16 protein-coding genes and 3 rRNA genes are annotated in these 25,865 nt (G+C 68.3%); 12 read left to right on the top strand and 7 right to left on the bottom strand.

Features of this window, described 5'->3' with window-relative positions:
- Nucleotides 1–97 precede the first annotated feature (97 nt).
- Together IOD16_RS25160 and mptB are read right to left on the bottom strand one after the other, a co-directional pair.
- Entirely contained in the window at nucleotides 98–3,739 is a 3,642-nt protein-coding gene (locus tag IOD16_RS25160) for a patatin-like protein (RefSeq protein WP_236594368.1), read from the bottom strand.
- 260 nt (nucleotides 3,740–3,999) lie between these two features.
- Nucleotides 4,000–5,562, bottom strand: coding sequence for a polyprenol phosphomannose-dependent alpha 1,6 mannosyltransferase MptB (gene mptB, locus IOD16_RS25155; RefSeq protein ID WP_236594367.1), 1,563 nt, complete (start codon nucleotides 5,560–5,562; stop codon nucleotides 4,000–4,002).
- 116 nt (nucleotides 5,563–5,678) lie between these two features.
- On the opposite strand from mptB, the gene IOD16_RS25150 reads away from it, so the two are divergent.
- From IOD16_RS25150 to IOD16_RS25115, 8 genes are all read left to right on the top strand, one after another.
- Complete coding sequence (locus IOD16_RS25150) at nucleotides 5,679–6,434, top strand: helix-turn-helix transcriptional regulator (RefSeq protein WP_236594366.1); 756 nt, start codon at nucleotides 5,679–5,681, stop codon at nucleotides 6,432–6,434.
- The gene (gene sufB / locus IOD16_RS25145) at nucleotides 6,431–7,876 is read left to right on the top strand and encodes a Fe-S cluster assembly protein SufB (protein ID WP_106620034.1); all 1,446 of its coding nucleotides are present in this window, start codon (nucleotides 6,431–6,433) and stop codon (nucleotides 7,874–7,876) included. The genes IOD16_RS25150 and sufB overlap by 4 nt, the downstream gene beginning before the upstream one ends.
- Nucleotide 7,877: 1 nt before the next feature.
- A complete protein-coding gene (gene sufD / locus IOD16_RS25140; protein WP_236594365.1) occupies nucleotides 7,878–9,068 on the top strand; it encodes a Fe-S cluster assembly protein SufD in 1,191 nt (396 codons plus the stop codon).
- A gap of 34 nt (nucleotides 9,069–9,102) precedes the next feature.
- Entirely contained in the window at nucleotides 9,103–9,423 is a 321-nt protein-coding gene (locus tag IOD16_RS25135; RefSeq protein WP_201436404.1) for a non-heme iron oxygenase ferredoxin subunit, read from the top strand.
- Nucleotides 9,424–9,477: 54 nt separating this feature from the next.
- Nucleotides 9,478–10,251 (top strand): Fe-S cluster assembly ATPase SufC, encoded by a 774-nt coding sequence (sufC, locus tag IOD16_RS25130; RefSeq protein ID WP_201436403.1) that lies wholly within the window; start codon nucleotides 9,478–9,480, stop codon nucleotides 10,249–10,251.
- Nucleotides 10,252–10,313: 62 nt separating this feature from the next.
- Nucleotides 10,314–11,591, top strand: a complete 1,278-nt coding sequence (locus IOD16_RS25125; protein WP_201436402.1) for a cysteine desulfurase — start codon at nucleotides 10,314–10,316, stop codon at nucleotides 11,589–11,591.
- A gap of 1 nt (nucleotide 11,592) precedes the next feature.
- On the top strand, nucleotides 11,593–12,036 hold the full coding sequence (sufU, locus tag IOD16_RS25120; protein ID WP_201436401.1) for a Fe-S cluster assembly sulfur transfer protein SufU: 444 nt from the start codon (nucleotides 11,593–11,595) through the stop codon (nucleotides 12,034–12,036).
- The gene (locus IOD16_RS25115; protein WP_123746627.1) at nucleotides 12,033–12,449 is read left to right on the top strand and encodes a metal-sulfur cluster assembly factor; all 417 of its coding nucleotides are present in this window, start codon (nucleotides 12,033–12,035) and stop codon (nucleotides 12,447–12,449) included. Before sufU ends, IOD16_RS25115 begins: the two co-directional genes overlap by 4 nt.
- 476 nt (nucleotides 12,450–12,925) lie before the next feature.
- On the opposite strand, the gene IOD16_RS25110 is transcribed toward IOD16_RS25115, so the two are convergent.
- The 5 genes from IOD16_RS25110 to IOD16_RS25090 form a co-directional block, all read right to left on the bottom strand.
- Nucleotides 12,926–13,339 carry a CBS domain-containing protein gene (locus tag IOD16_RS25110; RefSeq protein ID WP_123746628.1) on the bottom strand — a complete coding sequence of 138 codons (414 nt, stop codon included), beginning with the start codon at nucleotides 13,337–13,339 and terminating at the stop codon, nucleotides 12,926–12,928.
- 68 nt (nucleotides 13,340–13,407) lie between these two features.
- Nucleotides 13,408–14,520 carry a carboxylate-amine ligase gene (locus tag IOD16_RS25105; RefSeq protein WP_201436400.1) on the bottom strand — a complete coding sequence of 371 codons (1,113 nt, stop codon included), beginning with the start codon at nucleotides 14,518–14,520 and terminating at the stop codon, nucleotides 13,408–13,410.
- Nucleotides 14,521–14,602: 82 nt separating this feature from the next.
- A complete protein-coding gene (locus tag IOD16_RS25100) occupies nucleotides 14,603–16,306 on the bottom strand; it encodes a GGDEF domain-containing protein (RefSeq protein WP_201436399.1) in 1,704 nt (567 codons plus the stop codon).
- Between the two features lie 41 nt (nucleotides 16,307–16,347).
- Nucleotides 16,348–17,433 carry a lycopene cyclase family protein gene (locus tag IOD16_RS25095; RefSeq protein ID WP_201436398.1) on the bottom strand — a complete coding sequence of 362 codons (1,086 nt, stop codon included), beginning with the start codon at nucleotides 17,431–17,433 and terminating at the stop codon, nucleotides 16,348–16,350.
- Nucleotides 17,433–18,401 carry an MASE1 domain-containing protein gene (locus IOD16_RS25090; protein WP_236594364.1) on the bottom strand — a complete coding sequence of 323 codons (969 nt, stop codon included), beginning with the start codon at nucleotides 18,399–18,401 and terminating at the stop codon, nucleotides 17,433–17,435. The genes IOD16_RS25095 and IOD16_RS25090 overlap by 1 nt, the downstream gene beginning before the upstream one ends.
- A gap of 513 nt (nucleotides 18,402–18,914) precedes the next feature.
- Between IOD16_RS25090 and IOD16_RS25085 the strand changes: the two genes are divergently transcribed.
- The 4 genes from IOD16_RS25085 (at nucleotide 18,915) to IOD16_RS25070 (ending at nucleotide 25,796) form a co-directional block, all read left to right on the top strand.
- Nucleotides 18,915–20,432 (top strand): 16S ribosomal RNA (locus tag IOD16_RS25085).
- A 354-nt stretch (nucleotides 20,433–20,786) separates the two neighbouring features.
- Nucleotides 20,787–23,868 (top strand): 23S ribosomal RNA (locus IOD16_RS25080).
- Between the two features lie 114 nt (nucleotides 23,869–23,982).
- Nucleotides 23,983–24,099: ribosomal RNA gene (rrf, locus tag IOD16_RS25075) — 5S ribosomal RNA — on the top strand.
- The 16S, 23S and 5S rRNA genes sit together here, the layout of an rRNA operon.
- Before the next feature lie 128 nt (nucleotides 24,100–24,227).
- Nucleotides 24,228–25,796: a deoxyguanosinetriphosphate triphosphohydrolase family protein gene (locus tag IOD16_RS25070; protein WP_201436396.1), complete on the top strand. Its 1,569-nt coding sequence runs from the start codon at nucleotides 24,228–24,230 to the stop codon at nucleotides 25,794–25,796.
- The last annotated feature ends 69 nt before the right edge of the window (nucleotides 25,797–25,865 follow it).

The raw sequence follows: 25,865 nt of genomic DNA, 5'->3' as shown, positions 1-25,865 counted from the left end.
AATTCAACGCTCAGCGCGCGAGGCCACAGTGCGAGCGTTGAACTCACGGGCCCTGAACGTTGGACTCTCGCCGCGTGGACGTAGGACTCTCGCGGGGTCAGTCGATGTCGGAGCCGGTGGTGGAACGGTAGGCGGCGCGGTGGGCGACGCGGAGACCACCGGCGTTGAGGCGGGGCTTGCCGTCGGCGTCCAGCTCGGTGAGGAACTTGAACAGCATCCCGTGCCCCTCCAGCCGCCGCAGCAGCACCTCGGCCACGTCCTCCGCCTCGAAGTCCACGATGGACATCTGCTCCACCAGGGACGTGGCGATGGTCCGCCTGGCCCGCAGCGGCACCCACCACGTCGTCACCGACAGCAGCACCAAGCCGAACGCCAACGCCGTGCCCAGCACCGCCTCCCACCCGGTGAACCGCAGCGAGAACACCTGCACCACCGCGGCGACGACCAGCAGCACGGCCCCGTACACGGCGGCCCACCCGGCGGTCGCCGACGCGGGCGGCTCGGCGGCCTCCGTGTCCCACACCCCGTCGACCTGCCGCCACCGGCGCAGCGAACTGCCCAGCACGTACGACGTGACCGCGCCGAACACGATCGCCACCACCGTGCCGACCACCACCAGCGCCGGACTGAGGTCGTACAGCCGGTACCGCACCACGGCCCACACGCCGACCACGATCGCCGCCGCCACGAGCACCCGCACCAGCAGCCGGGGCTTGAGCCGGATCTTGCCCAGCACGGCCAGCGGCGTGCCCACCGGCGCGGGCAGGCTGCCGATGATCAGCAACCCCACGACGACCAGCAGCACACCGCCGACCGCCACCATGCCCGTCACGGCCTGGTCGCCCGCCTCGCCCGCCAACGCGTTCCTGGTCCGGTCGATCGCCACCGTCACCAGCGGGATCACCGGCGACAGCAGCACGAGCCCGTGCAGCAGCGTCCCGGAGCGCAGCGCCGCGTAGCCGAACGCGGCCAGCAGCGTGCCGCCGCCGAACGCCGCCGCCGGACCCACCGCCCACGGCGGCAGCAGGTCGAACAGCGACAGCACCAGCAGCGCCCCGCCCAGCGCGAACCCGAGCAGCCCCAGGAACTGCGCCAACCGGCCGCCCCTGGTCAGCCCGGTGATCGTCCAGTACGGCAGCAGCGCCGCCCCGCGCAACGTCCTGGTCAGCGGTTTCGCCGTGCCCAGCCCGGAGTTGTCGCTGTCGGCCACGGTGATCGCCACCGCCGCGGCCGTCGCCGCCGTCCGGATCACCTGGTCGCTGCTCGCCTCCTGCACCAGCGGCTCACGCCCGATGCCCGCCCGGTCGAACGCGCTCAACCCCCGCACGCCTACCTCGACCCGCTCCGCGTCCGTGCGCACGGGCAGCCGGGCCAGCAGCGCCGCCTGCTCCTCCAGGAACAGCTCGCCGCGCGACCGCCGGTCCGCGCCCTCGTGGCGGTCGGCCAGGATCGCGGCGCGCAGCGCGGGCAGCTCCTCGCAGATGATCCGCACGTGCAGGCTCCACGCGGCCAGCTCCGCCAACGCCGCACAGGTCGGCGGGTGGTCGCCCTCCGGGTTCGCGTAGACCGCCCCCAGCTCGGCTTTCGCCCGCTCGACGCAGGGCGCCAGCTCGTCCGGCACGCCGTCGCCGAACAGCTGCGCCACCAGCTCGTCGACCTTCGCCGCGGCCCGTTCGACGGGGTCGCCGCCCACGCCGGTCAACCGGTCGACGCGCAGCAGCCGCTTCGGGTCGAACAGCACCTTGCACAGCATGGTCGCGCCGTCGAGCCGCCCCCAGATCCAGTCGTTGACCCGCCAGGACCGCTTGAGGAACCCGGAGAACCGGTGCAGCGACGCGCCACCCGCCTTGTCCTCGGCGGTGACGCTGTACTCGGCGAACGCGTTGCGCGTCTGCAGGCTGATCTGCACCAGCTCCACGGCCTGGTCGAGGCCGCCGCGGCTGTCGTCGGCCAGGCACGTCGTCGCGACCTCCAGCGCCAGCACCCGCGACAGCCACAGCTCGCCCGCCACCAGGCACGCCGCGGCCTCCGCGTCGGTGCGCGGCTCGGTCAGCAGCCGGTGCCACGACCGCAGCTCGCCGACCCGCAGCTGCTCGTCGTCCAGCTGGTCGAGGATGTCGTGCGCGTCACCGAGCACGCCCGCGATCCGCTCCACCTGCTCGCGCACCCGCTGCCCGACGCCGTCCGGCTCGTCCAGCATCTTCGCGGCGAACCGGACGACCCGCCGTTCCCAGTACGACTGGTCCAGCTCCTCGGTGCCCTCGGTGGTCCAGTGCCCGTCCAGCTCGATCCGGGCGGCGCGCAGCCTCGCCCGCACGTCGAACAGGTTCGTGCGGGCCAGCGCGAGCCGCTGGGCGTCCGGCATCACCCACACCAGGCGCTTGAGCACGTCCATCGCGGCGGACGCGAGCCGTTCGGCCATCGTGATGCCCCACGGCCAGCCGTGCGCCGGCAACGCGGCGGGCTGCGGCCGCGTCGGCACGTACGGCAGCCTGCTGTGGTCGGCGCGGTACTCGCGCTGCGCCGCCTCGGCCGCCGCGCGGACCCGTTCGAACGTCCAGCCGGCGGCGTTCGCGCCCGGCACCTCGAACTGGCGGGTCGTGACGTCACGGGCCGCGTGCCGGATGCGCACGTCCTCGTAGTGGTCGTGCAGCGTCTCGGCCAGCGCGTACACCCTGCCGGTGACCGAGCCGCCGGACGCGAGCCGGTCCAGCAGGGCGTTGCGGCCGCCGCGGCGGGACGCGGCGTTGCGGTTGTGCTCCTCGATGCGGTCGACGTAGGTCCGCCCGCTCTGGCTGGTCAGCGCGCCGAGCAGCTTGCCGCCGGTGGCCATGGTGCTGGGCAGCGCGCCGTCCACCGGGGCCACCGGCTCCACGACCGCCTCGGGGGCGTGCGGGAACACCAGCAGCATCACCCGCCGCACCGGGCCTTCGGCGGGCATCCGGTCGATGGCCTCCAACGCCTCCTTGGTGGGCGTGTTGACCAGGACGCCGCCGTCGACGGCGTAGCGGGACCGGTTGTCGGTGCCGTTGGCCCAGGACGCGACCTCGGCCATGTTGGGCTTGTCGCCGTCGGGGGCGCCGGGCGCGACCGGGATGAACGACGGCTCGAACGCGAACGGGAACGACGCCGACGAGCGCGCGGCCAGCGCCAGCCGGCTGACCAGCGCGGGCAGCTTCTCGGCGGCGAAGTCGTCCCGGCCGCCCGGGTCGCGGCGGAACGAGAAGCTGCCCTGGTGGGTGGCCTGGACGAGGGTCTGGCCGAGGTCGTCGTGGGTGACCGTGGGGACGCCCGCGAGCAGCGTGGTCGTGATGCGCAGGTCGACCGGCCGGTCCTCCTGCGGGACGAAGTCCGAGGTCAGGCGTTCGAGCGCTTCGCGCAGCCGCGGGAGGAAGAACTCGTCGCCGCGCAGCAGCGAGGCGGGCTGCCCCCGGAACGGCGTGCGCAGCAGCTGCTCCATGCGGCCCTGCTCGGCCCACAGGTCACGCAGCCGTTCCAGCCGGGCGTTGGCGTTGACCTGCGACAACGCCAACGCGGCGCCGTTGATGCCGCCTGCCGACGTGCCCGTGATGACGTCGGCGCGGGCCGTGCTGCCGACCAGGTCCAGCAGGTCGGCGTACGGGCCGTCGCCCCTGGTCAGGCGGTCGAGCTCGAGCACGACCCCGCCCATCCAGACGGCGAGGCTCACACCCCCGTTGAGCACGACGGCGAACCGGATCTGCTCCCTGGGCACGTCCACCAGGCCTCCCCTCCCCGCGGATCTCCGATCCTCCCGCACCCCCTACCTCGCCCACCGCCCCCACCCGGTTACACCCGCGCGTGTCCTACGTCCACGCGTCGAGAGTCCTACGTTCACGAGGGGTGAATTCAACGCTCGACGCGAGCCTCGGCCGACGCCGCGTGTGCTGAGTGTTCAACTCGGCTGTTCCGAACGTAGGACTCACGCCGCGTGAAGGTAGGACTCACGCCGCGTGAAGGTAGGACTCACGCGCGGTGGGGTCAGGCGGAGCCGGGGAGCGGGTCGCGCTTGATGAGGGGGATCACCTGTTTGCGGGCGACGAAGAGGCACACGGCGAACGTGATCAGGGCGCCCGCCACGGCCTGCGGCACGATGTAGGCCCGCCCGTCGAACGCCGAGCCCGTCGGCGGCAGGATCACCGCGATCACCGCGCTCGCGGTCGTCGCGAACACCCGGAACCGACGTGCCAGCACGGCTGTGGCCAGCGGCAACGCCGCCCACAGCACGTACCACGGTTGCAGCACGGGCCCGAGCACGAGCACCGCGCCCAACCCGGCGCCCAGGCCGTTGACCGCCTTGATCCGACCCCGGAACGCCTTCCACAGCAGCGTCGCCACGATCACCACGGACACGGCCTGGGTCACGATCCGCATCAGCACGATCACCGACTCGGTGTGGTTGCCCAGCCCGAGCGCCAGCCCGAGGCCGCCGCCCATGAACCCCATCGCGGTCGGCGGCGACATCCAGCTCTTCACCGTGCCGGCCACGTTCAGCGTCTCCACCCACCCGAACCCGAGCCCGGTGCCGACGCACGTCCCGACCATCACCACACCCGAGATGACCAGCAGCAACAGCGCCGCCCGCAGCAGGTCGGCGAGCCGTCCGCCCCACCGCCGCGCGATCAGCACGCCCAGGAACCCGAGGGCCAGGGCCGCCGGGATCTTCACCGCCGCCCCGAACGTGATCATGGTCGCGCCGAGGACTATCCACAGCAGCTCTTCACGCGTCATCGGCGTGCCGGGGACCACGGGCATCTTCCGCAGCGCCAACTCCAGCCCCACCAGCATCAGGCCGATCGCCAGGCCTTCGTTGTGCACGCCCACGACCAGGTGGAACAGCACGAGCGGGTTCGCCGCTCCCAGCCACAGCGCGCTCACCGGCGGCACGCCGAACCGCCGGGCCAGCCGGGGCAGCGCCCACACGATCATCGCCAGCCCCAGGAGCCCCAGCAGCCGGTGCAGGAAGATGCCGGGCAGGACGCTGTCGCCGGTCACCATCGAGATGACCCGCCCGGCGGCCAGGAACAGCGGCCCGTACGGCGCGGGCGTCTCGCGCCAGATGTTCGGCACGTTCTTGGTCAGGTCGTGCTCGACGCCCAGCGCCGTGGCCGGGCCGAGCTCGTACGGGTCCTGCCCGTTGGCCGCGATCTGCGACTGCGCCAGGTAGCTGTAGACGTCCCGGCTGAACATGGGCAGCACGAACACCAGCGGCGTGATCCACATGAGCAGGGTGCGGTCGAGCTGGCTGCGCGACATCAGCCGGGGGCGGCCCGGCCGGGCGAACCGGCCCAGCCACAGCCAGGCCGACACGATGAGGAAGATGCCGGTCCACGCGACCGCCATCGACGCGCTGGGCATCCGGGGGAACAGGCCGAGCAGCGGCGTGCCCGGCAGCGGGCTGAAGATGGGCGCGGCGCCCGACCCGAGCGACCCGACGGCCAGCAGCAACGCGCCCACCGTGCCCCATCGGCGGATCACGTCGAGCTGTCGCCGTTCGGGCGCGTCGAGGGGTGCTGCCTCGCCGATCTCGCTTCGGTTCGCCATCACCATTCCGCCCGCCGCCACGCCCGAAGGGTAGCGACCGGCTCGAACGCGTGACTCGGGTCACCCGACGAGGGCCGATCTTTGCGGCGGCCCGCGAAATACGCAACACTGGTGTTGTGAAAAACGCCGGGACCTCTTCGACCGCTGTGCCGTCCGGGCACGACGGCCGTACCCGGCACGCCGTCGCACGGCTCCTCCTGGAGCAGGGCCCGGTGACCGCGGCCTCGGTCGCGGAGCAGCTGGGCCTGAGCCCCACGGCGGTGCGCCGGCACATCGACGTGCTGGTGGCCGACGGCGAGGCGACCAGCAGGGAGGCCTCTCGACGGGGTCAGCGCGGCCGGGGTCGCCCGGCCAAGCTCTTCCTGCTGACCGAGCAGGGGCGGGCCCGCTTCGGGCACGCCTACGACGACCTCGCCGTGGCCGCGCTGCGGTTCCTCGCCGAACAGGGCGGGGAGGAGGCGGTACGAGCCTTCGCCGAACGACGGGTGTCCGCATTCGTCGACCAGCACCGCGCGGCCATCGTGTCCCAGCCCGACGCCGCGGAGCGGGCCAAGGCCCTGGCGGTGGCCCTGACCAGGGAGGGCTACGCTGCCTCGGCGCGCCACGTGGGGGCGGGCGAGCAGCTCTGCCAGCACCTGTGCCCGGTGGCGCACGTCGCGGCGGAGTTCCCGCAGCTGTGCGAGACCGAGACGGCGGCGTTCGCCGACCTGCTCGGCACGCACGTCCAGCGCCTGGCCACCATCGCCCGCGGCGATGCCGTGTGCACGACGCACATCCCGAACACACCCCGGATCACGGTCGGCGGAACCGACGACCAGACTCCAGTCGGCGGAGCCGACGATCAGACTTCAGATGGAGGGGAGCCCGCATGACTGCCGCTGCCGAGCAGCGCACCACCACAGCCCCGCTCACCCAGGAAGAGACCCTGGCGAGCATCGGCAACTACGAGTTCGGCTGGTCCGACTCGGACGTGGCAGGCGCGAGCGCTCGCCGGGGCCTGAACGAGGACGTCGTTCGGGACATCTCGGCGAAGAAGAACGAGCCCGAGTGGATGCTGGAGTTCCGGCTCAAGGCGCTGCGGTTGTTCGACCGCAAGCCCATGCCGACCTGGGGCTCCGACCTGTCGGGCATCGACTTCGACAACATCAAGTACTTCGTCCGGTCGACCGAGAAGCAGGCGGCGACCTGGGACGACCTGCCCGACGAGATCAAGAACACCTACGACCGCCTCGGCATCCCGGAGGCGGAGAAGCAGCGCCTGGTGTCCGGCGTCGCGGCCCAGTACGAGTCCGAGGTCGTCTACCACAAGATCCGCGAGGACCTCGAGGAGCAGGGCGTCATCTTCCTCGACACGGACACGGCGCTGCGCGAGCACCCGGAGCTGTTCAAGGAGTACTTCGGCTCCGTCATCCCTTCGGGTGACAACAAGTTCTCCGCGCTGAACTCCGCGGTGTGGTCGGGCGGCTCGTTCATCTACGTGCCCAAGGGCGTCCACGTCGACATCCCGCTGCAGGCCTACTTCCGGATCAACACCGAGAACATGGGCCAGTTCGAGCGCACGCTGATCATCGTCGACGAGGGCGCGTACGTGCACTACGTCGAGGGCTGCACCGCGCCGATCTACTCGTCGGACTCGCTGCACTCCGCCGTCGTGGAGATCATCGTCAAGAAGGGTGGTCGCTGCCGCTACACGACCATCCAGAACTGGTCGAACAACGTCTACAACCTGGTCACCAAGCGCGCCAAGGCCGAAGAGGGCGCGACCATGGAGTGGATCGACGGCAACATCGGCTCCAAGGTCACCATGAAGTACCCGGCCGTGTTCCTGATGGGCGAGCACGCCAAGGGCGAGGTCCTCTCGATCGCGTTCGCGGGCGAGGGCCAGCACCAGGACGCCGGCGCGAAGATGGTGCACATGGCGCCGCACACGTCGTCCACGATCGTGTCGAAGTCGGTGGCGCGCGGCGGCGGCCGCACCTCCTACCGCGGCCTGGTCCAGGTCAACAAGCGGGCGCACCACTCGAAGTCCACGGTCAAGTGCGACGCGCTGCTGGTGGACAACATCAGCCGCTCGGACACCTACCCGTACGTCGACGTCCGCGAGGACGACGTGTCGATGGGCCACGAGGCCACGGTCTCGAAGGTCTCCGAGGACCAGCTGTTCTACCTGATGTCCCGCGGTCTCAACGAGGACGAGGCCATGGCGATGATCGTGCGCGGGTTCGTCGAGCCCATCGCGCGCGAGCTGCCGATGGAGTACGCCCTCGAGCTGAACCGCCTGATCGAGCTGCAGATGGAAGGGGCCGTCGGCTGACATGGCCGTCACCACCGAAGACCAGCAACACGGCCTGACGGCTCACTCGCACGGTCGCGCCGGGAAAACGGGCACCGCCCCGATCTCTTCGCGCGCGGACCACTTCACGTCCTTCGACGTGAACGCGTTCGAAGTGCCCGGCGGTCGCGAGGAGATCTGGCGCTTCACCCCCATGAAGCGCCTGGCGAACCTGCACAACGGCGCCGAGGCCACCGGCACCGCGAACGTCGAGGTCGACGCGCCGGAGGGCGTCACGGTCGAGACCGTGGCGCGCGGCGACGAGCGCCTCGGCGTCGCGGGCACCCCCGGTGACCGCGTCGCCGCCCAGGCCTGGACGTCGTTCACCGAGGCCACCGTCGTCACCCTCCCCGGTGACGCGAAGTCCGAGCCGACCACCATCACGGTGACCGGCGCGGGCGAGGGCCAGGTCGCCTACGGCCACCTGCACGTGCACGCCGAGCAGTTCGCTGAGGCCGTCGTCGTCATCGACCACCGCGGCTCCGGCGCGTACGCCGACAACATCGAGTTCGTCGTCGGCGACGGCGCGCACCTCACCGTGGTCGCCATCCAGGACTGGGCCGACGACGCGGTGCACGTCTCGTCGCACCACGCCAAGCTGGGCCGCGACGCCTCGTTCAAGCACACCGTCATCACCCTCGGCGGCAACGTCGTCCGCCTCACGCCGGCGGTCACCTACACCGGCCGCGGCGGCGACGCCGAACTGCTCGGCCTGTACTTCGCCGACGCCGGCCAGCACCTGGAGCACCGCACCTTCATCGACCACTCGGCGTCCAACTGCCGCAGCAACGTGGTCTACAAGGGCGCGTTGCAGGGCGAGGACGCGCACACGGTGTGGATCGGCGACGTGCTCATCCGCGCCGCCGCCGAGGGCACCGAGACCTTCGAGCTCAACCGGAACCTGGTGCTCACCGACGGCGCGCGCGCCGACTCGGTGCCCAACCTGGAGATCGAGACCGGCGAGATCGAAGGCGCGGGCCACGCCAGCGCCACCGGCCGGTTCGACGACGAGCAGCTGTTCTACCTCCAGGCCCGGGGCATCCCGGAGGACCAGGCGCGCCGACTGGTCGTGCGCGGCTTCTTCCACGAGATCCTGCTGAAGATCGCCGTCCCCGAGGTGCGCGAGCGCCTGGAAGCCGCGATCGAGGCGGAGCTCGAAGCGGTGGGCGTGTGACGAGCCGACGCGCGTGCCCCAGCGGAGGCACCGTATGAACAGGGTGTGCTCGCTGACCGACCTCGACGACGGCAAACCCGCCGCGTTCGAGGTCGGCGACGAGCACACCCCGGTCCTGCTCGTCCGCGACGGCGGGACCGTGCACGCCCTGCGCGACCTGTGCACGCACGCCGAGGTGTCGCTCAGCGAGGGCGAGGTGACGCGCAAGGGCGTGGAGTGCTGGCTGCACGGGTCGTGCTTCGACCTGCGCACCGGCCGCCCGTCCTCGCCGCCCGCCACCGAGCCGGTCGACGTGTTCGCCGTCGAACTGCGCGGGGACGACGTCTACGTGGACGTCACCGCGGCTGTGAACTGACCCTGGCTACGAACTGACTTTTCTCGCCCGCAACACCAGGAGAACGAAGTACCAATGGCCACTCTGGAGATCAAGGACCTGCACGTCTCGGTCAACACCGACGACGGCTCCAAGGAGATCCTCAAGGGCGTCGACCTGACCATCAAGGCAGGCGAGACCCACGCGATCATGGGCCCCAACGGCTCGGGCAAGTCCACCTTGTCCTACGCCATCGCCGGGCACCCCAAGTACACCGTCACCTCCGGCAGCGTGCTGCTGGACGGCGAGGACGTGCTGGAGATGACCGTGGACGAGCGCGCCCGCGCGGGCGTGTTCCTCGCCATGCAGTACCCGGTCGAGGTGCCCGGCGTCTCGATGTCGAACTTCCTGCGCACCGCCGCCACCGCCGTGCGCGGCGAGGCGCCGAAGCTGCGCCACTGGGTCAAGGAGGTCAAGGAGGCGATGTCCGAGCTGGACATCGACCCGGCCTTCGCCGAGCGCTCCGTCAACGAGGGCTTCTCCGGCGGCGAGAAGAAGCGCCACGAGATCCTTCAGCTCGGGCTGCTCCAGCCGAAGATCGCCATCCTCGACGAGACCGACTCCGGCCTGGACGTCGACGCGCTGCGCGTCGTGTCCGAGGGCGTGAACCGGTACAAGCAGTCCGGTGAGGCCGGCGTCATGCTGATCACGCACTACACCCGGATCCTCAAGTACATCTCGCCCGACTTCGTGCACGTGTTCGCCGGTGGCCGCATCGCCGAGTCCGGCGGTCCGGAGCTGGCCGACCAGCTCGAAGCCGAGGGTTACGTGAAGTACATCGGAAAGCCGGAAGCAGCCGGCATCGCCTGACGTTGCACCCTGTGGGGCAACACCTTGTCCGTGACCACGTACCGAGAGGAGGCGTCGGACCAGTGACCACCACCGCCACTGCACTGGACGTCGCTACCGTCCGCGCGGACTTCCCCATCCTGGGCCGCACCGTGCGGGAGGGGAAGCGGCTGGTCTACCTGGACTCCGGCGCCACCTCGCAACGCCCGAGGCAGGTCCTCGACGCCGAGCGCGCCTTCCTGGAGACCGCCAACGCCGCGGTGCACCGCGGGGCGCACCAACTGGCCGAAGAGGCCACCGACGCCTACGAGGGCGCCCGGCAGAAGATCGCCGACTTCGTCGGCGTCGACTACGGCGAGATCGTCTTCACCAAGAACGCCACGGAAGGCGTGAACCTCGTCGCCTACGCGATGGGCAACGCCGCCACCGCGGGCCCCGAAGCCGAGCGGTTCCGCCTCGGCCCCGGCGACGAGATCCTCGTCACCGAGATGGAGCACCACGCGAACCTCGTGCCGTGGCAGCAGCTGGCCGCCCGCACGGGCGCGACGCTGCGCTGGTTCGGCGTCACCGACGAAGGCCGGCTCGACCTGTCCGACCTGGACGAGCTGGTGAACGCCCGCACCAAGGTGGTGGCGTTCACCCACCAGTCGAACGTGCTCGGCACCGTCAACCCGGTCCGGGTGCTGGCCGACGCGGCCCGCGCCGCCGGCGCGCTCACCGTGCTCGACGCCTGCCAGTCCGTGCCGCACGGCCCGGTCGACTTCAAGGCGCTCGGCGTGGACTTCGCGGTGTTCAGCGGCCACAAGATGCTCGGCCCGTCCGGCATCGGCGTCCTGTACGGGCGCCGCGAGCTGCTCGAAACCCTGCCGCCGTTCCTCACCGGCGGGTCGATGATCGAGATGGTGCACATGGCGCAGTCGACGTTCGCGCCGCCACCCGCGCGGTTCGAAGCGGGCGTGCCCATGACGTCGCAGGCCGTGGCGCTCGGCGCGGCGGTCGACTACCTCGACGCCATCGGCATGGACCGGATCGCCGCGCACGAGCACCAGCTCACCGAACTGGCGCTGCGCGGCCTGGCCGAAGTGCCGGGCGTGCGGGTCGTCGGCCCCACGGAGGTGGTCGACCGAGGCGGCGCGGTGTCGTTCGTCGTCGACGGCATCCACGCGCACGACGCCGGCCAGGTCCTCGACAGCCTGGGCGTCGCGGTCCGCGTCGGCCACCACTGCGCGTGGCCCCTGCACCGGCGGATGAACGCCGCCGCCACCGTGCGGGCCAGCTTCTACCTGTACAACACACCGGACGAGGTGACCGCCCTGGTCGACGCCGTCCGCGAGGCGCAGAAGTTCTTCGGGGTGGTCTGACGTGCAGCTGCAGCAGATGTACCAGGAAATCATCCTGGACCACTACAAGAACCCGCACGGGCGCGGCCTGCGCGACCCGTACGACGCCGAGTCGCACCAGGTCAACCCCACGTGCGGCGACGAGGTGACGCTGCGGGTCTCGCTCGACGGCGACACCGTGCGCGACGTGTCGTACGACGGGCAGGGCTGCTCCATCAGCCAGGCGTCCACCTCCGTGCTCACCGACCTGGTGGTCGGCAAGCCGCTGGGGGAGGCGTTCGAGAAGATGGACGCGTTCGTGGAACTCATGCAGGGCCGCGGCCAGGTGGAACCCGACGAGGACGTCCTGGAGGACGGCATCGCGTTCGCGGGAGTGGCGAAGTACCCGGCGCGCGTGAAGTGCGCGCTGCTGGGGTGGATGGCGTTCAAGGACGCGGTGGCACGCAGCGAGGGAGCAAAGGCATGACCGCCGAACAAGGCATGACCGCCGAAGAGGACGTGGTGCGCGGCATCGAGGGCATGCCCGAGCCGCCCGCGCCGAAGGCAGACGTGGCCGCGGTGGACGACGTCGAAGAAGCCATGCGTGACGTCGTCGACCCGGAGCTGGGCATCAACGTCGTGGACCTGGGCCTGGTCTACGACATCCGCGTCGACGAGGAGAACGTCGCCCTCATCGACATGACGCTGACGTCGGCGGCGTGCCCGTTGACGGACGTCATCGAGGACCAGACGCGGTCGGCGCTCGTGGGCGGCGGCGGCGGTGCGAGCGGGATCGTCAACGACTTCCGCATCAACTGGGTGTGGATGCCGCCGTGGGGGCCCGAGAAGATCACCGACGACGGCCGTGAGCAGCTGCGGGCCCTCGGGTTCACGGTCTGACCGGTTCACGGTTGGCCGGGTTCGCTGTCTGGCGGGTTCGCTGTCTGGCGGGGTCGTCGTTCGGCTGGAGTGTCGTTCGGCTGGAGTGTCGCAGGGGTCCCCGGTGAGGGGGCCCCTGTTTGGTGATGGCGGCCTGGACCGGAGGGCTTGGTTCCGGTGAGGGGAAGGTCGAAGACGAAAGATCAAGCTCCAGGTCGAAGAGCAAGAACCAAAACTGAAAGAGTCCTCGCCGGACGGGCAGATCAGCAGGATGACCGGGTTCGTGGTGATGTGCCGGGTCCGTTGTGGGTCGGGTTTCGTGTCATCCCACCGACCTCCCTACGGGCTACCCACACGTATCAAGGGGGCGGCCCTCGGTGAATGCCGTGGGCAGAGGTGAACCGGCCCCCTTGACACGCGCGGTAGGGCGGAGCCAGGTCGGCGGGATGACACGAAGCCCTTCCATTGGGAAGAGCAGGCCAGTGGGCGGGTCAGAGTCAGCGGGCGTAGACGCGTTCCACGAACTCCGCGATCTGCGACTCGTCCAAGTGCCGGGCGAGGTCCGCCTCCGACACCATGCCGACCAACCGGTGCGACTCGATCACCGGCAGCCGGCGGATCTGGTTGTCCTCCATGGTCCGCAGCACGTGCGACAGGTCGTCGTCCGCCTCGACCCAGTGCAGGTGCCCCGACATGTCACCGGCCCGCATCGACGCGGGGTCACGGCCCTCGGCCACGCAGCGCAGCACGATGTCGCGATCGGTGATGATGCCGTGCAGCCGGTCGTCCTTGCCGCAGATCGGCAACGAGCCGACGTTCAGGTCCCGCATCATCCGGGCCGCGTCGAGCAGGCTCTGGTCCTCCTTGACGCACTGGACACCGGAATTCATGATCTCCCGTGCGGTGGTCATGCCGAACCTCCTTGTTCGCCTGCCACCAAGCATGCGCCGGTCCGGCCCGGCCGGCACCTCGGCGGCGGCTACGTCTGCGCCACCAGCATCTCGACCACGTCCGCGAGCGACCCCCGCCGCCGGAACGCCCGCCGCTGCCGCACCGCGCCCGTGCCGTCCACCAGCAACCGGTCGATGCCGTCGACCACCAGGTCCTCGTCCCCGGCCTCGCGCAGCGCCGGACGCGTCCAGTCCACCAGCGCCCGCACCATGTCCTGCGCCGGCACCAACCGACCGCTCAACGGCTCGATCCCCGCGCCGTCCAACCCGTCCCGCGCCGACCGCCACAACGCCGTCCGCACCGCCAGGTCCGGCACGCGCTGCGCGGGCACACCGGCCGACGCCGTCGCCGCGATCGCCCGCACCAAAGCGGCCAGCAGCACCGCCTCGTCCACGGTCGCCGCCACGTCGCACACCCGCAGCTCCACCGTCGGGTGCCGCTCCGACAGCCGCACGTCCCAGTAGACCATCGCCGGGTCCAACGCCGCCCCCGCCGACCGCAGCACCCCCGTGGCGCGGTGGTAGTCCTCCGGCGACTCGAACCACGGCGGCGCGCCCGCCGACGGCCACGGGCTCCACGACAGGTAGCGCCAGCTCGCGTACCCCGTGTCACGCCCGTTCGCGAACGGCGAGTTCGCGCTGATCGCCAACAGCACCGGCAGCCACTGCCGCAGGTGGTTGCTGATCAGCACCCCGGTCTCCTCGTCCGGTATCCCGACGTGCACGTGGCAGCCGCAGATGGTCAGCCCGTCGATCAACGACCCGTACTCGGCGGCGATCGTGCGATACCGGTCGGAGTCGGTCAACGGCGGCGGGTAGACGCCACCCAGCACCGGGGTCCCGGTCGCCACGATCCGCGCGTCGTGCACACCCGCCAGCGCGGCCAGCGCCCGCCGTGCCGACAAGAGCTCCTCACGCACCTCGGCCATGCTCCGGCACACCCGCGTGGCGCTCTCCACCTGGTAGAGCGTGATCTCGGTCTGCAGGTCGAGCCCCGGACGGGCGCCGCCCAACACCTCGGCCGCCAACGGCACCAGCTCCCCGGTGCCCGCGTCGACCAGCAGGAACTCCTCCTCGACCCCCACCGACAACGGCAGGTCCGAGACGACTCGCGGAAGCGGTAGGACGGTGACCTCGCTCACCAGGGACCTCCCGACGCAGGGTAGTCCTCCTGATGCTATGAGTAACCGAACCGGCCGCACATGCGGCTTTGCGGTGAACTTCCTAGCCGACCGCCAGGTGCGGCCCGCCGCGCAGGACGTCGACGTGGTCGCTGCCCGGCCGCCCCAACACCCAACTGGTGCCCCGCAACGACTTCGCGTGCTCCTTCAACGGCGCCAGCAACCGGGACACCTCCCGGTACGACCCCACCGACCCGGCCGCGCAGATCAACGTCGCCAACGACAACGTCACCCCACGCCCCTCCACCTCGAACGGCACGTCCAGCACACCCGCGGCGAACGGCACGACCTCGTCCAACCCGGCCACCACCAGGAAGTCGTCCCCGCCGACGTGCCCCACCTGCACCGCCGGGAACGACGGCGCGCCCTCGGTGAGCACCCGGCCGATCGCCCGGATCAGATCGTCACCCGCCGCGAACCCCGCCGAGTCGTTCACCCGCTTGAACGCGTCCACGTCCAACCACCCCACCGCGAACAACTCGCCACCCAGGATGCGCCGATCCACCTCGCGCGCGATCGAGTCGCTGCCCGGCAACCGCGTCAACGGGCTCAACGCCGCGGCCTGCTCCACCTTCATCTCGGCCACACCGCGCACCACGTCCGCGACCCGCACCACACCGAGGCAGCGGTCGTCGTCGTCCACGACCACCAAGTCGTCGTTGGTGCGCTCACGGTTCGCGTGCGCCACCACGTCCAGCAACTCCAGCGCGCTGGACCCCGAACCGATCAGCTTCGGCCGGTCCGCCAACCGCGCCGCCTCCCGCTTCGCGTGCAGGGCGTGCCCGAACGGCCCCGTCACCGCCAGCAGGAACCGGTTGCGGTCCACGGTCCACCGCGGCCTGCCCTCACCGTCCACCAGCACGACGCCGCTGACCGTCGGCTGGTTCGCCAGCACGTCCCGCACCTCCTCGGACGTCGCCGAGTCGGGCAGCGTGGTCGCCGGGTGCAGGAAGTCGGTGACCCTCGGCCCCGCCTGGCGCCGCAACGGCGCGGTCATCGTGCTCGTGACCGACTCGGGGTCGCTCACCTCGCTCAACACCGCCGCGATCGTCGCATCCACCTTGGGCCGCCGCTGCGGGCCCGCCAGCAGGTTGCCCTGCGCGAGCCGCACCCCCAACCGGCGCAACGCCGCCAACTGCGCCTCGGTCTCCACACCCTCCGCGACGACCAGCGACCCGATGTGCTCGCACAAGTGCTGCAACGCCTGCGCCAACGCGAACCGGGCGGGATCGGTGGGCAGCGCCACCACCACCTCCCGGTCCAGCTTGATCACGTCCGGCCGCACCTCGGTCAGCAGCGACAACGGCGAATCACCCTCACCGACCCCGTCCAGACCGATCCGGAACCCGTCCTCCCGCAACCGCTCGACGCCCCGGACCAACAACCGGCGCGGCGCACGCGAGTACGGCGTGCCGACCTCCACCACCACATCGGCCGGGGTGCGCCCCACCTCGCGCAACGCGCCGTAGAGCGGAGCCATCAGCTCGGGCTTGTCCGCGACCGTCAACGCGAGCAGGTTCACGTGCAGCGGCAGACCGAGCCCGTGGTCGGCCGCGTCCCGGACCGCGCGGCACGCGAGCGCCACGTCGGTGTTGGCCAGGTACCCGGCGCGGAACGCCATCCGCAGCAGGTCCTGGACGGTGCCGTCGTGCGGTCGGGCCAGCGCTTCCACCGCCACGACCCCTCCGGTGTGGAGGTTGAACAACGGCTGGAAGGCGAACCGGACGTCATCCAGCAAGGCGGGCACGGCGTCGATCGTGCCCGGTCGATCTTCTTTTGCCGAGACCGTTAACCCGGTGTTCCCGCACTTTTGGCCGATTGCACAGGAAATGCCAACCGAGCGCGCATAACCCATGACGCCGAGCCGAACAGCCGGAGCATCGCCCGCACGGTCCCGCGCAGGTCATCGAGCGCGTCGTCGTGCCCGCCCAGGTAGTCGCGCTGAAGACTCCCGGACAACCGGAAAAAGATGTCGAAGAATTCCGGCACCTCGTCGGGCGGCAGCGCCAGCAACGCCTCCAGACCTCTCAACCGCAACGCGCGCACCGTGCGCTCCACCCCCGACCGCCGCACCGCACGGCCCTCCACGATCGCATCCGCCACGACGGGCGCCCGCCGCAACGCCGCCGCCACGCTGTACCCCGTCGCCGGGTGGATCCACCCCGCCGCCGCGCCGAACGCCCCGTCGCGCGCCCGCCCGTCCAACGGGATGCGCACCCGTTCCTCGTCCGCCGGCACCGGGATGCCGTGCCCGGCCAGGCGCGCGTGCAACCGCAACCGCAACTCCCGCAGCGGCAGCCCCGGCCGGCGCGCCAACGACGTCTCCTCCAACAACACCTCGTCCGCCGACACCGGGATCGCGTAGAGGAACGTCGGATCACCCGTCGTCGCCGCCGCGGGCCTGCGCCAGTCCATGATCAACGCCTCATCCGCGCCCACGAACGGCGCCGCCACCGCCGCCGGCACCACCACACCGACCGCCGTCTGCGCCGCCCGACCACCCACCGCGCCGCTCGCGTCGACCACCCGCCCGGTCAACACCCGCCCGTCGGCCAACACCACCATCCGCTCGGTGCGCGCCACCACCCGCCCCGCGACCACCCGGACACCGTCCGGCAACCACCGCAACCGCTCGTTGTCCAGCACGGCGTAACCCCGCCCGATCACGTGCTCCGCCGTCGTCACCGCACGAGCCCTCGACGTGCTGACCGCCACCGGCGCGTCGGCCGGCAACTCGTCCACCCACGCCGCGTAGGTCGCCCGCCACAACCGCCCCGGGTCCGGATCGACCAGCACCGTGCCCAGACCCCGCGCCGCGCACGCCCGCGCCAACGCCCGCCCCGCCGGCCCACCACCCACGACCACCACGTCCACTAGCGCTCCTCCCGCCGCTTCGGCGGCAGCAGATCGCCCAGCACCAGCGGCTGGTGCCGCGCCACCACGCTGGCCAACTGCGTCACCGTCCGCTCGATCGCCTCACGCGCCGCGTTGCGCTCCGAGATCACCGCCGACAGCAGCAACGCCGTCAACACCGCCGTCCCGTTGAACGCCTGGAGCGTCACCATCCGCACCGGCAGGTCCAGATCGGCGAACGGACCCGTGCTGCGCGCCGCGCCCCGCGCCGCCAGCGTCGACGCGATCAACGCGCACGGCGCCGTGCCCAGGTGCTGGAAGCGCAGCGCCGCCCAGATCAGGAACGGGAACACCAGGTACATCAGCCGCAAATCGTGCGTGCTCGCCACGGCCATCACCACCGCCGTGCTCACCACCAACGCGGCGGCCTCCGCCCACCGGCGCGCGGTGTGGCCGCGCACCCGAAACGAGCGGAACGCCAGGACGATCGGCACGAACACCAGCACACCCAGCGCGTCACCGGTCCACCACACCGTCCACGTCGACCAGAACAGCCCGCCGTCGATGACACCCGTCACCAGCAACGTGCCCGCGCCGATCGTGGCGCTGACCGCCATGCCCACGAGCCCGCCCAACAACACCAGGGCGAGCGCGTCACGCGTGCGGTCCATCGCCGGCTGGAAGCCCGCTCTCCTCAGCAGGAGGTAGGCGACCACGGGACCGATCGTGTTGCCGGCGGTGATGAGGACCGTCGCGCCGAGGTCGGAGAGCGTCGAGTTGGCCGCGAACGCGCCCAGCGCGATGCCCGGCCACATCTTCAGCCCGCCCAGCAGGAGCGCGAGCACCGCGACACCGGTAGGCGGCCACAGCGGTGTCACCTGGTCGTTGACGAGTGCTTGGAGGAGACCGACCAGCGCGCCCGCGTAGTAACCAGCCGCGACGAGGACGACGTGGAGCGCGTACCGGCCGAGCCGAGGCGAGAGCTGCACCGGCACAGCATCCACCGTCCTCGGAGGTCGCACCACGCCTAGCTGCGGAGATGACGTAACCGACCCCCCGATTTGTCTCTGCGGGGGGCGGGGTGTAACTTTCTCTCTGCCAGCGCGGAACGGGCCGGAGAGAAACCGGAACGGAGCGCGGCGCGCAGAAGCCCCCGGGACTGAATCAGCAGCACAGAGTGCTGCCTCCGCCCCGGACGGTAGAACCAAATTGAATGCGAAGCGAGTTCAGCGCGGAGCCGAGAAGCCGAAACCAGCCGATTTGACACCGCGAAAACGAACAAGCTAAGGTTCAACCACAGCAAGCGAAACACCGGAAACACAAAGCCCCGGATTGAACCGCGGTAAGACTGCGGAACGAAATGGTGAGCGCGTGTTCTTTGAGAACTCAACAGCGTGCCGAATAGCCAGTAAATTTATGAACCTCGTCAAGAGGTTTCCTTTGAGATTGTTACTGGACAACTGACATTCATGTCAGTGTTGTTCGGAGCGATCAAACATTCCTTATTGGAGAGTTTGATCCTGGCTCAGGACGAACGCTGGCGGCGTGCTTAACACATGCAAGTCGAGCGGTAAGGCCCTTCGGGGTACACGAGCGGCGAACGGGTGAGTAACACGTGGGTAACCTGCCCTGTACTCTGGGATAAGCCTGGGAAACTAGGTCTAATACCGGATATGACTCCATTAGGCATCTTGTGGGGTGGAAAGTTCCGGCGGTACAGGATGGACCCGCGGCCTATCAGCTTGTTGGTGGGGTAATGGCCTACCAAGGCGACGACGGGTAGCCGGCCTGAGAGGGTGACCGGCCACACTGGGACTGAGACACGGCCCAGACTCCTACGGGAGGCAGCAGTGGGGAATATTGCACAATGGGCGAAAGCCTGATGCAGCGACGCCGCGTGAGGGATGACGGCCTTCGGGTTGTAAACCTCTTTCAGCGGGGACGAAGGGCAACTGACGGTACCCGCAGAAGAAGCACCGGCTAACTACGTGCCAGCAGCCGCGGTAATACGTAGGGTGCGAGCGTTGTCCGGAATTATTGGGCGTAAAGAGCTCGTAGGCGGTTTGTTGCGTCGGCTGTGAAAACTTCACGCTTAACGTGGAGCCTGCAGTCGATACGGGCAGACTTGAGTTCGGCAGGGGAGACTGGAATTCCTGGTGTAGCGGTGAAATGCGCAGATATCAGGAGGAACACCGGTGGCGAAGGCGGGTCTCTGGGCCGATACTGACGCTGAGGAGCGAAAGCGTGGGGAGCGAACAGGATTAGATACCCTGGTAGTCCACGCCGTAAACGGTGGGTGCTAGGTGTGGGGGACTTCCACGTCCTCCGTGCCGCAGCTAACGCATTAAGCACCCCGCCTGGGGAGTACGGCCGCAAGGCTAAAACTCAAAGGAATTGACGGGGGCCCGCACAAGCGGCGGAGCATGTGGATTAATTCGATGCAACGCGAAGAACCTTACCTGGGCTTGACATGCACCGGAAACCTGCAGAGATGTAGGCCTCTTCGGACTGGTGTACAGGTGGTGCATGGCTGTCGTCAGCTCGTGTCGTGAGATGTTGGGTTAAGTCCCGCAACGAGCGCAACCCTCGTTCCATGTTGCCAGCGCGTAATGGCGGGGACTCATGGGAGACTGCCGGGGTCAACTCGGAGGAAGGTGGGGATGACGTCAAGTCATCATGCCCCTTATGTCCAGGGCTTCACACATGCTACAATGGCCGGTACAGAGGGCTGCTAAGCCGTGAGGTGGAGCGAATCCCACAAAGCCGGTCTCAGTTCGGATCGGGGTCTGCAACTCGACCCCGTGAAGTCGGAGTCGCTAGTAATCGCAGATCAGCAACGCTGCGGTGAATACGTTCCCGGGCCTTGTACACACCGCCCGTCACGTCACGAAAGTCGGTAACACCCGAAGCCCGTGGCCCAACCAGCTTGCTGGGGGGAGCGGTCGAAGGTGGGACTGGCGATTGGGACGAAGTCGTAACAAGGTAGCCGTACCGGAAGGTGCGGCTGGATCACCTCCTTTCTAAGGAGCATTCCTCACCGGTCACTTTCGGGTGGCCTGTGGAGAGCCATGCCGGCGGCGAATGATCGTCGGATGGTTGCTCAATGATGTGGATGCTGGCTAATGCATTCGGTCTTGTTGCTGCACGAGTTAGTACTGTTCCTTCGGGAGCGTGGAAGGGTCGTGTGGGGGCTTGGTCCAGTGTTCGGTACGCTGTTGGGTCCTGAGGGAACACGTGAGTGTCTCTTTCAGCGAGAAACGACAGGACGGTCTCCGTCCGCGAACCGCTGGTCTTCGGATCGGGTAGGCGTGGGCAGTAGTGGGATGGTGTCTGGTTGTTCTTTGAGAACTGCACAGTGGATGCGAGCATCTTTGTGGCAAGTTATTAAGGGCACACGGTGGATGCCTTGGCACCAGGAGCCGATGAAGGACGTAGGAGACTGCGAAAAGCCTTGGGGAGCTGTCAACCGAGCTGAGATCCAAGGGTATCCGAATGGGGAAACCCGGCCCCAGTCATGTGGGGTCACCCACGCCTGAACACATAGGGCGTGTGGAGGGAACGCGGGGAAGTGAAACATCTCAGTACCCGCAGGAAGAGAAAACAACCGTGATTCCGTGAGTAGTGGCGAGCGAAAGCGGAAGAGGCTAAACCGTATTCGTGTGATACCCGGCAGGGGTTGCGTGTACGGGGTCGTGGGACTTACTGGCCGGTTCTGCCGGACTGGCAAGGAGTCATAAAATGTCGTGGTTAGCGGAACGCGTCTGGAAAGCGTGGCCGTAGAGGGTGAGAGTCCCGTACGTGAAAACCCGACATCTCCTAGTGATGTTCCCAAGTAGCAGCGTACTCGTGAAATTCGCTGTGAATCTGGCGGGACCACCCGCTAAGCCTGAATACTACCTGGTGACCGATAGCGGACTAGTACCGTGAGGGAAAGGTGAAAAGTACCCCGGGAGGGGAGTGAAATAGTACCTGAAACCGTGTGCCTACAATCCGTCGGAGCCTTTCGGGGTGACGGCGTGCCTTTTGAAGAATGAGCCTGCGAGTTAGTGCTGCGTGGCGAGGTTAACCCGTGTGGGGTAGCCGTAGCGAAAGCGAGTCCGAATAGGGCGATTGAGTCGCGTGGTCTAGACCCGAAGCGGAGTGATCTAGCCATGGCCAGGGTGAAGCGTGGGTAAGACCGCGTGGAGGCCCGAACCCACCAGGGTTGAAAACCTGGGGGATGAGCTGTGGTTAGGGGTGAAAGGCCAATCAAACTCCGTGATAGCTGGTTCTCCCCGAAATGCATTTAGGTGCAGCGTCGTGTGTTTCGTGCCGGAGGTAGAGCACTGGATGGTCTAGGGGGCCCACAAGCTTACCGAAATCAACCAAACTCCGAATGCCGGTACGTGAGAGCGCGGCAGTGAGACTGCGGGGGATAAGCTTCGTAGTCGAGAGGGAAACAGCCCAGAACGCCGGCTAAGGCCCCTAAGTGTGTGCTAAGTGGGAAAGGATGTGGGGTCGCCCAGACAACCAGGAGGTTGGCTTAGAAGCAGCCACCCTTTAAAGAGTGCGTAATAGCTCACTGGTCAAGTGGTCCTGCGCCGACAATGTAGCGGGGCTCAAGCACACCGCCGAAGCCGTGTCATTTCAGTGTCATGCTGGGATGGGTAGGGGAGCGTCGTTCAGCCATTGAAGCGCCGGAGTGATCCAGGTGTGGAGGCTGGACGAGTGAGAATGCAGGCATGAGTAGCGAAAGACGAGTGAGAAACTCGTCCGCCGGATGACCAAGGGTTCCTGGGCCAGGCTAATCCGCCCAGGGTAAGTCGGGACCTAAGGCGAGGCCGACAGGCGTAGTCGATGGACAACGGGTTGATATTCCCGTACCCGTGTGAACGCGCCCATGGCGAACCTTGTGATACTAACCGCCCGAAGCCCGCTCTGATTCTTCGGATGAGGGGCGATGTGGAGCGCGGGACCTGAACTTGTAGTAGTCAAGCGATGGGGTGACGCAGGAGGGTAGCTCCGCCAGTGAGTGGTAGTACTGGTGTAAGCGTGTAGGCCGGTGTGTAGGCAAATCCGCACATCGTCAAGGCTGAGACGTGATGCATAGCCGATTGAGGCGAAGTAGAGTGATCCCATGCTGCCGAGAAAAGCCTCTAGTGAGTGTTCATGCGGCCCGTACCCCAAACCGACACAGGTGGTCAGGTAGAGAATACCGAGGCGATCGGGCGAACTGTGGTTAAGGAACTCGGCAAAATGCCCCCGTAACTTCGGGAGAAGGGGGGCCGAGGGATTTGAAGCCCCTTGCGGGCTAGGATTTTTCGGCCGCAGAGACCAGCGAGAAGCGACTGTTTACTAAAAACACAGGTCCGTGCGAAGTCGCAAGACGATGTATACGGACTGACGCCTGCCCGGTGCTGGAACGTTAAGGGGACCGGTTAGTCTTTCGGGGCGAAGCTGAGAACTTAAGCGCCAGTAAACGGCGGTGGTAACTATAACCATCCTAAGGTAGCGAAATTCCTTGTCGGGTAAGTTCCGACCTGCACGAATGGCGTAACGACTTCTCGACTGTCTCAACCACAGGCCCGGCGAAATTGCACTACGAGTAAAGATGCTCGTTACGCGCGGCAGGACGGAAAGACCCCGGGACCTTTACTATAGCTTGGTATTGGTGTTCGGTTCGGCTTGTGTAGGATAGGTGGGAGACTGTGAAGCGCTGACGCCAGTCAGTGTGGAGTCGTCGTTGAAATACCACTCTGGTCGTACTGGATGTCTAACCTCGGTCCGTGATCCGGATCAGGGACAGTGCCTGGTGGGTAGTTTAACTGGGGCGGTTGCCTCCCAAAGGGTAACGGAGGCGCTCAAAGGTTCCCTCAGCCTGGTTGGCAATCAGGTGTCGAGTGCAAGTGCACAAGGGAGCTTGACTGTGAGACCGACAGGTCGAGCAGGGACGAAAGTCGGAACTAGTGATCCGGCCATGGCTTGTGGAAGCGTGGTCGCTCAACGGATAAAAGGTACCCCGGGGATAACAGGCTGATCTTGCCCAAGAGTCCATATCGACGGCATGGTTTGGCACCTCGATGTCGGCTCGTCGCATCCTGGGGCTGGAGTAGGTCCCAAGGGTTGGGCTGTTCGCCCATTAAAGCGGTACGCGAGCTGGGTTTAGAACGTCGTGAGACAGTTCGGTCCCTATCCGCCGCGCGCGTAGGATACTTGCGGAAGGCTGTCCCTAGTACGAGAGGACCGGGACGGACGGACCTCTGGTGTGCCAGTTGTCCTGCCAAGGGCATTGCTGGTTGGCTACGTTCGGAAGGGATAACCGCTGAAAGCATCTAAGCGGGAAGCCTGTTCCTAGATGAGGTATCCCACCCCTTTGTGGGTTAAGGCCCCCAAGAGACCATTGGGTTGATAGGCCGGAGATGGAAGGTCGGTAACGGCTGGAGTTGACCGGTACTAATAGGCCGAGGACTTGTCATGAAGACGCTACGCATCCACTGTGCGGTTCTGAAAGAACCGAACCGGACCATCACGGTCCACCCTGCTTTGTGTGGGGTGGGGTGTGGTGCCTACGGGTTGGTAATTTCATAGTGTTTCGGTGGTCATAGCGGTTGGGGAACACCCGGTCCCATTCCGAACCCGGTAGTTAAGCCTTCCAGCGCCGATGGTACTGCACTCGTGAGGGTGTGGGAGAGTAGGACGCCGCCGAACAATTCTTCGCCTTCAGGGGCACCCGGACAGGGTGCCCCTGAAGGCTTTTTCGCGTTCAGCACCGCCGGCGGAGGGCGGTGTGACCGGGATCCTCGGCACCAGCGGGTGGGGTTGAGTAGTTTCCTGCCATGCACCACGAGCCGGTCGACCCCCGAACGCAGCGCCGCTCCGGCGGGAGCGCCACCGTCCACTCGGACCTGGCCACGAACCCGTTCCGGGTGGACCGTGACCGGGTGGCGAGTTCGCCGTTCTTCGCCCGGCTCGGCGGTGTGACGCAGGTCGTCAGCTCGACCGGTTCCGGGTTGCTGGTGCACAACCGGCTCACGCACAGCTTGAAGGTCGCGCAGGCGGCCCGTGCCATCGCCGAACGCCTCGGCACCCGGCCCGACGTGGCGAACCTGCTGGAGAAGCTCGGCGGCTGCGACCCGGACGTGGTGGAGGCCGCTTCGCTGGCGCACGACCTGGGGCACCCGCCGTTCGGGCACCTCGGCGAGCAGGTCCTCGACCGGTTGGCGCGGCACCGGTTCGGGTTGTCGGACGGGTTCGAGGGCAACGCCCAGTCGTTCCGGATCGTCACGACGACGGACGTGCGGGGACCGGCGGCGGTCGGGTTGGACCTGACGGTGGCGGTGCGCGCGGCGATGCTGAAGTACCCGTGGACGCGGTTGTCGTACCCGAAGCCGCACCCGAGGGACCTGCCCGCGCCGCCCCGCGGCGCGGCCGAACCGACCGACGGGCCGGGCACCGGGTCGAGCAAGTTCTCCGCCTACGTCACCGAGCTGGACGACGTCGAGCAGTCCCGCGCGTTCTACACGGCCCGGCTGGAGCCGTGGCAGCAGACGGTCGAGGCGTCGGTCATGGACACGGCCGACGACATCGCCTACGCCATCCACGACCTGGAGGACTTCCACCGGGTGGGTGTGCTACAGCACGCCGCGGTCTCGACCGAGCTGAACACGTGGCTGGAGCACGCGGTGGAGCTGGCGGGGTTGAGCGACGCGGACCTCGCCGCGCAGGAACGCCGCCCGGGTCGTTCGCTGGAGGCGCTGCGGCGGCGGCTGCACGCGAAGGACTCGTGGGCGGTGGACGACGACGTGTTCGCGCAGGCCGTGGCGAAGGTGCGGGCCGAGCTGGTCGACGGTCTGCTGGCGGTGCCGTTCGACGGTTCGGTGGAGGCGGAGCAGGCCGTGGCCGGGTTCTCCGCCCGCTGGACGCGGCGCCTGGTCGACTCGGTCGGTGTGGTGGAGGAGCCGACGACCAGGTCGGGGCACGTGGTGCTGGCCGTGCCGCAGTGGCACGAGGTGCAGGTGTTGAAGTTCGTGCACCGCCGGTTCGTGCTGCTGCGGCCCGACCTGGCGTTGCACCAGCGCGGTCAGGCGCGGCTGCTCACGGCACTGGTCGAGGCGTTGGAGCAGTGGGTCACCGACCGGCACGAGGCGAACCGGTTGCCGCGGCGGCTGCACGACCTGGTGGAGCTGGCGGGGGAGGAGTACGCGGCGCTGGCGCGCACGGACCCGTCGGTCCTGGTCGGCGCGACGGGTGAGACGCCGTCCGGTCCGGACGCCGTGCGGGCGTTGGCGCGGGGCCGCGCCGTGGTCGACTTCATCGCCTCGCTCACCGACAACCAGGCCGCGGCGCTGCTCGACGCACTGTCCGGACGCACCGGTCAGCTGTGGACAGATGCGTTCGTACTGTGAAATGTGATGGATCTACCGTCTGAGAAGTAGGCCGAACGGTGGCAGACGGTACTTGTCCGTGCGCAATAC

The sequence above is a fragment of the Saccharothrix sp. 6-C genome, assembly GCF_016695385.1.
Taxonomy (GTDB): Bacteria; Actinomycetota; Actinomycetes; order Mycobacteriales; family Pseudonocardiaceae; genus Actinosynnema; species Actinosynnema texasense.
Note: the sequence above shows the minus strand (reverse complement) of the source record. Positions and strands in the feature narration are given on the sequence as shown.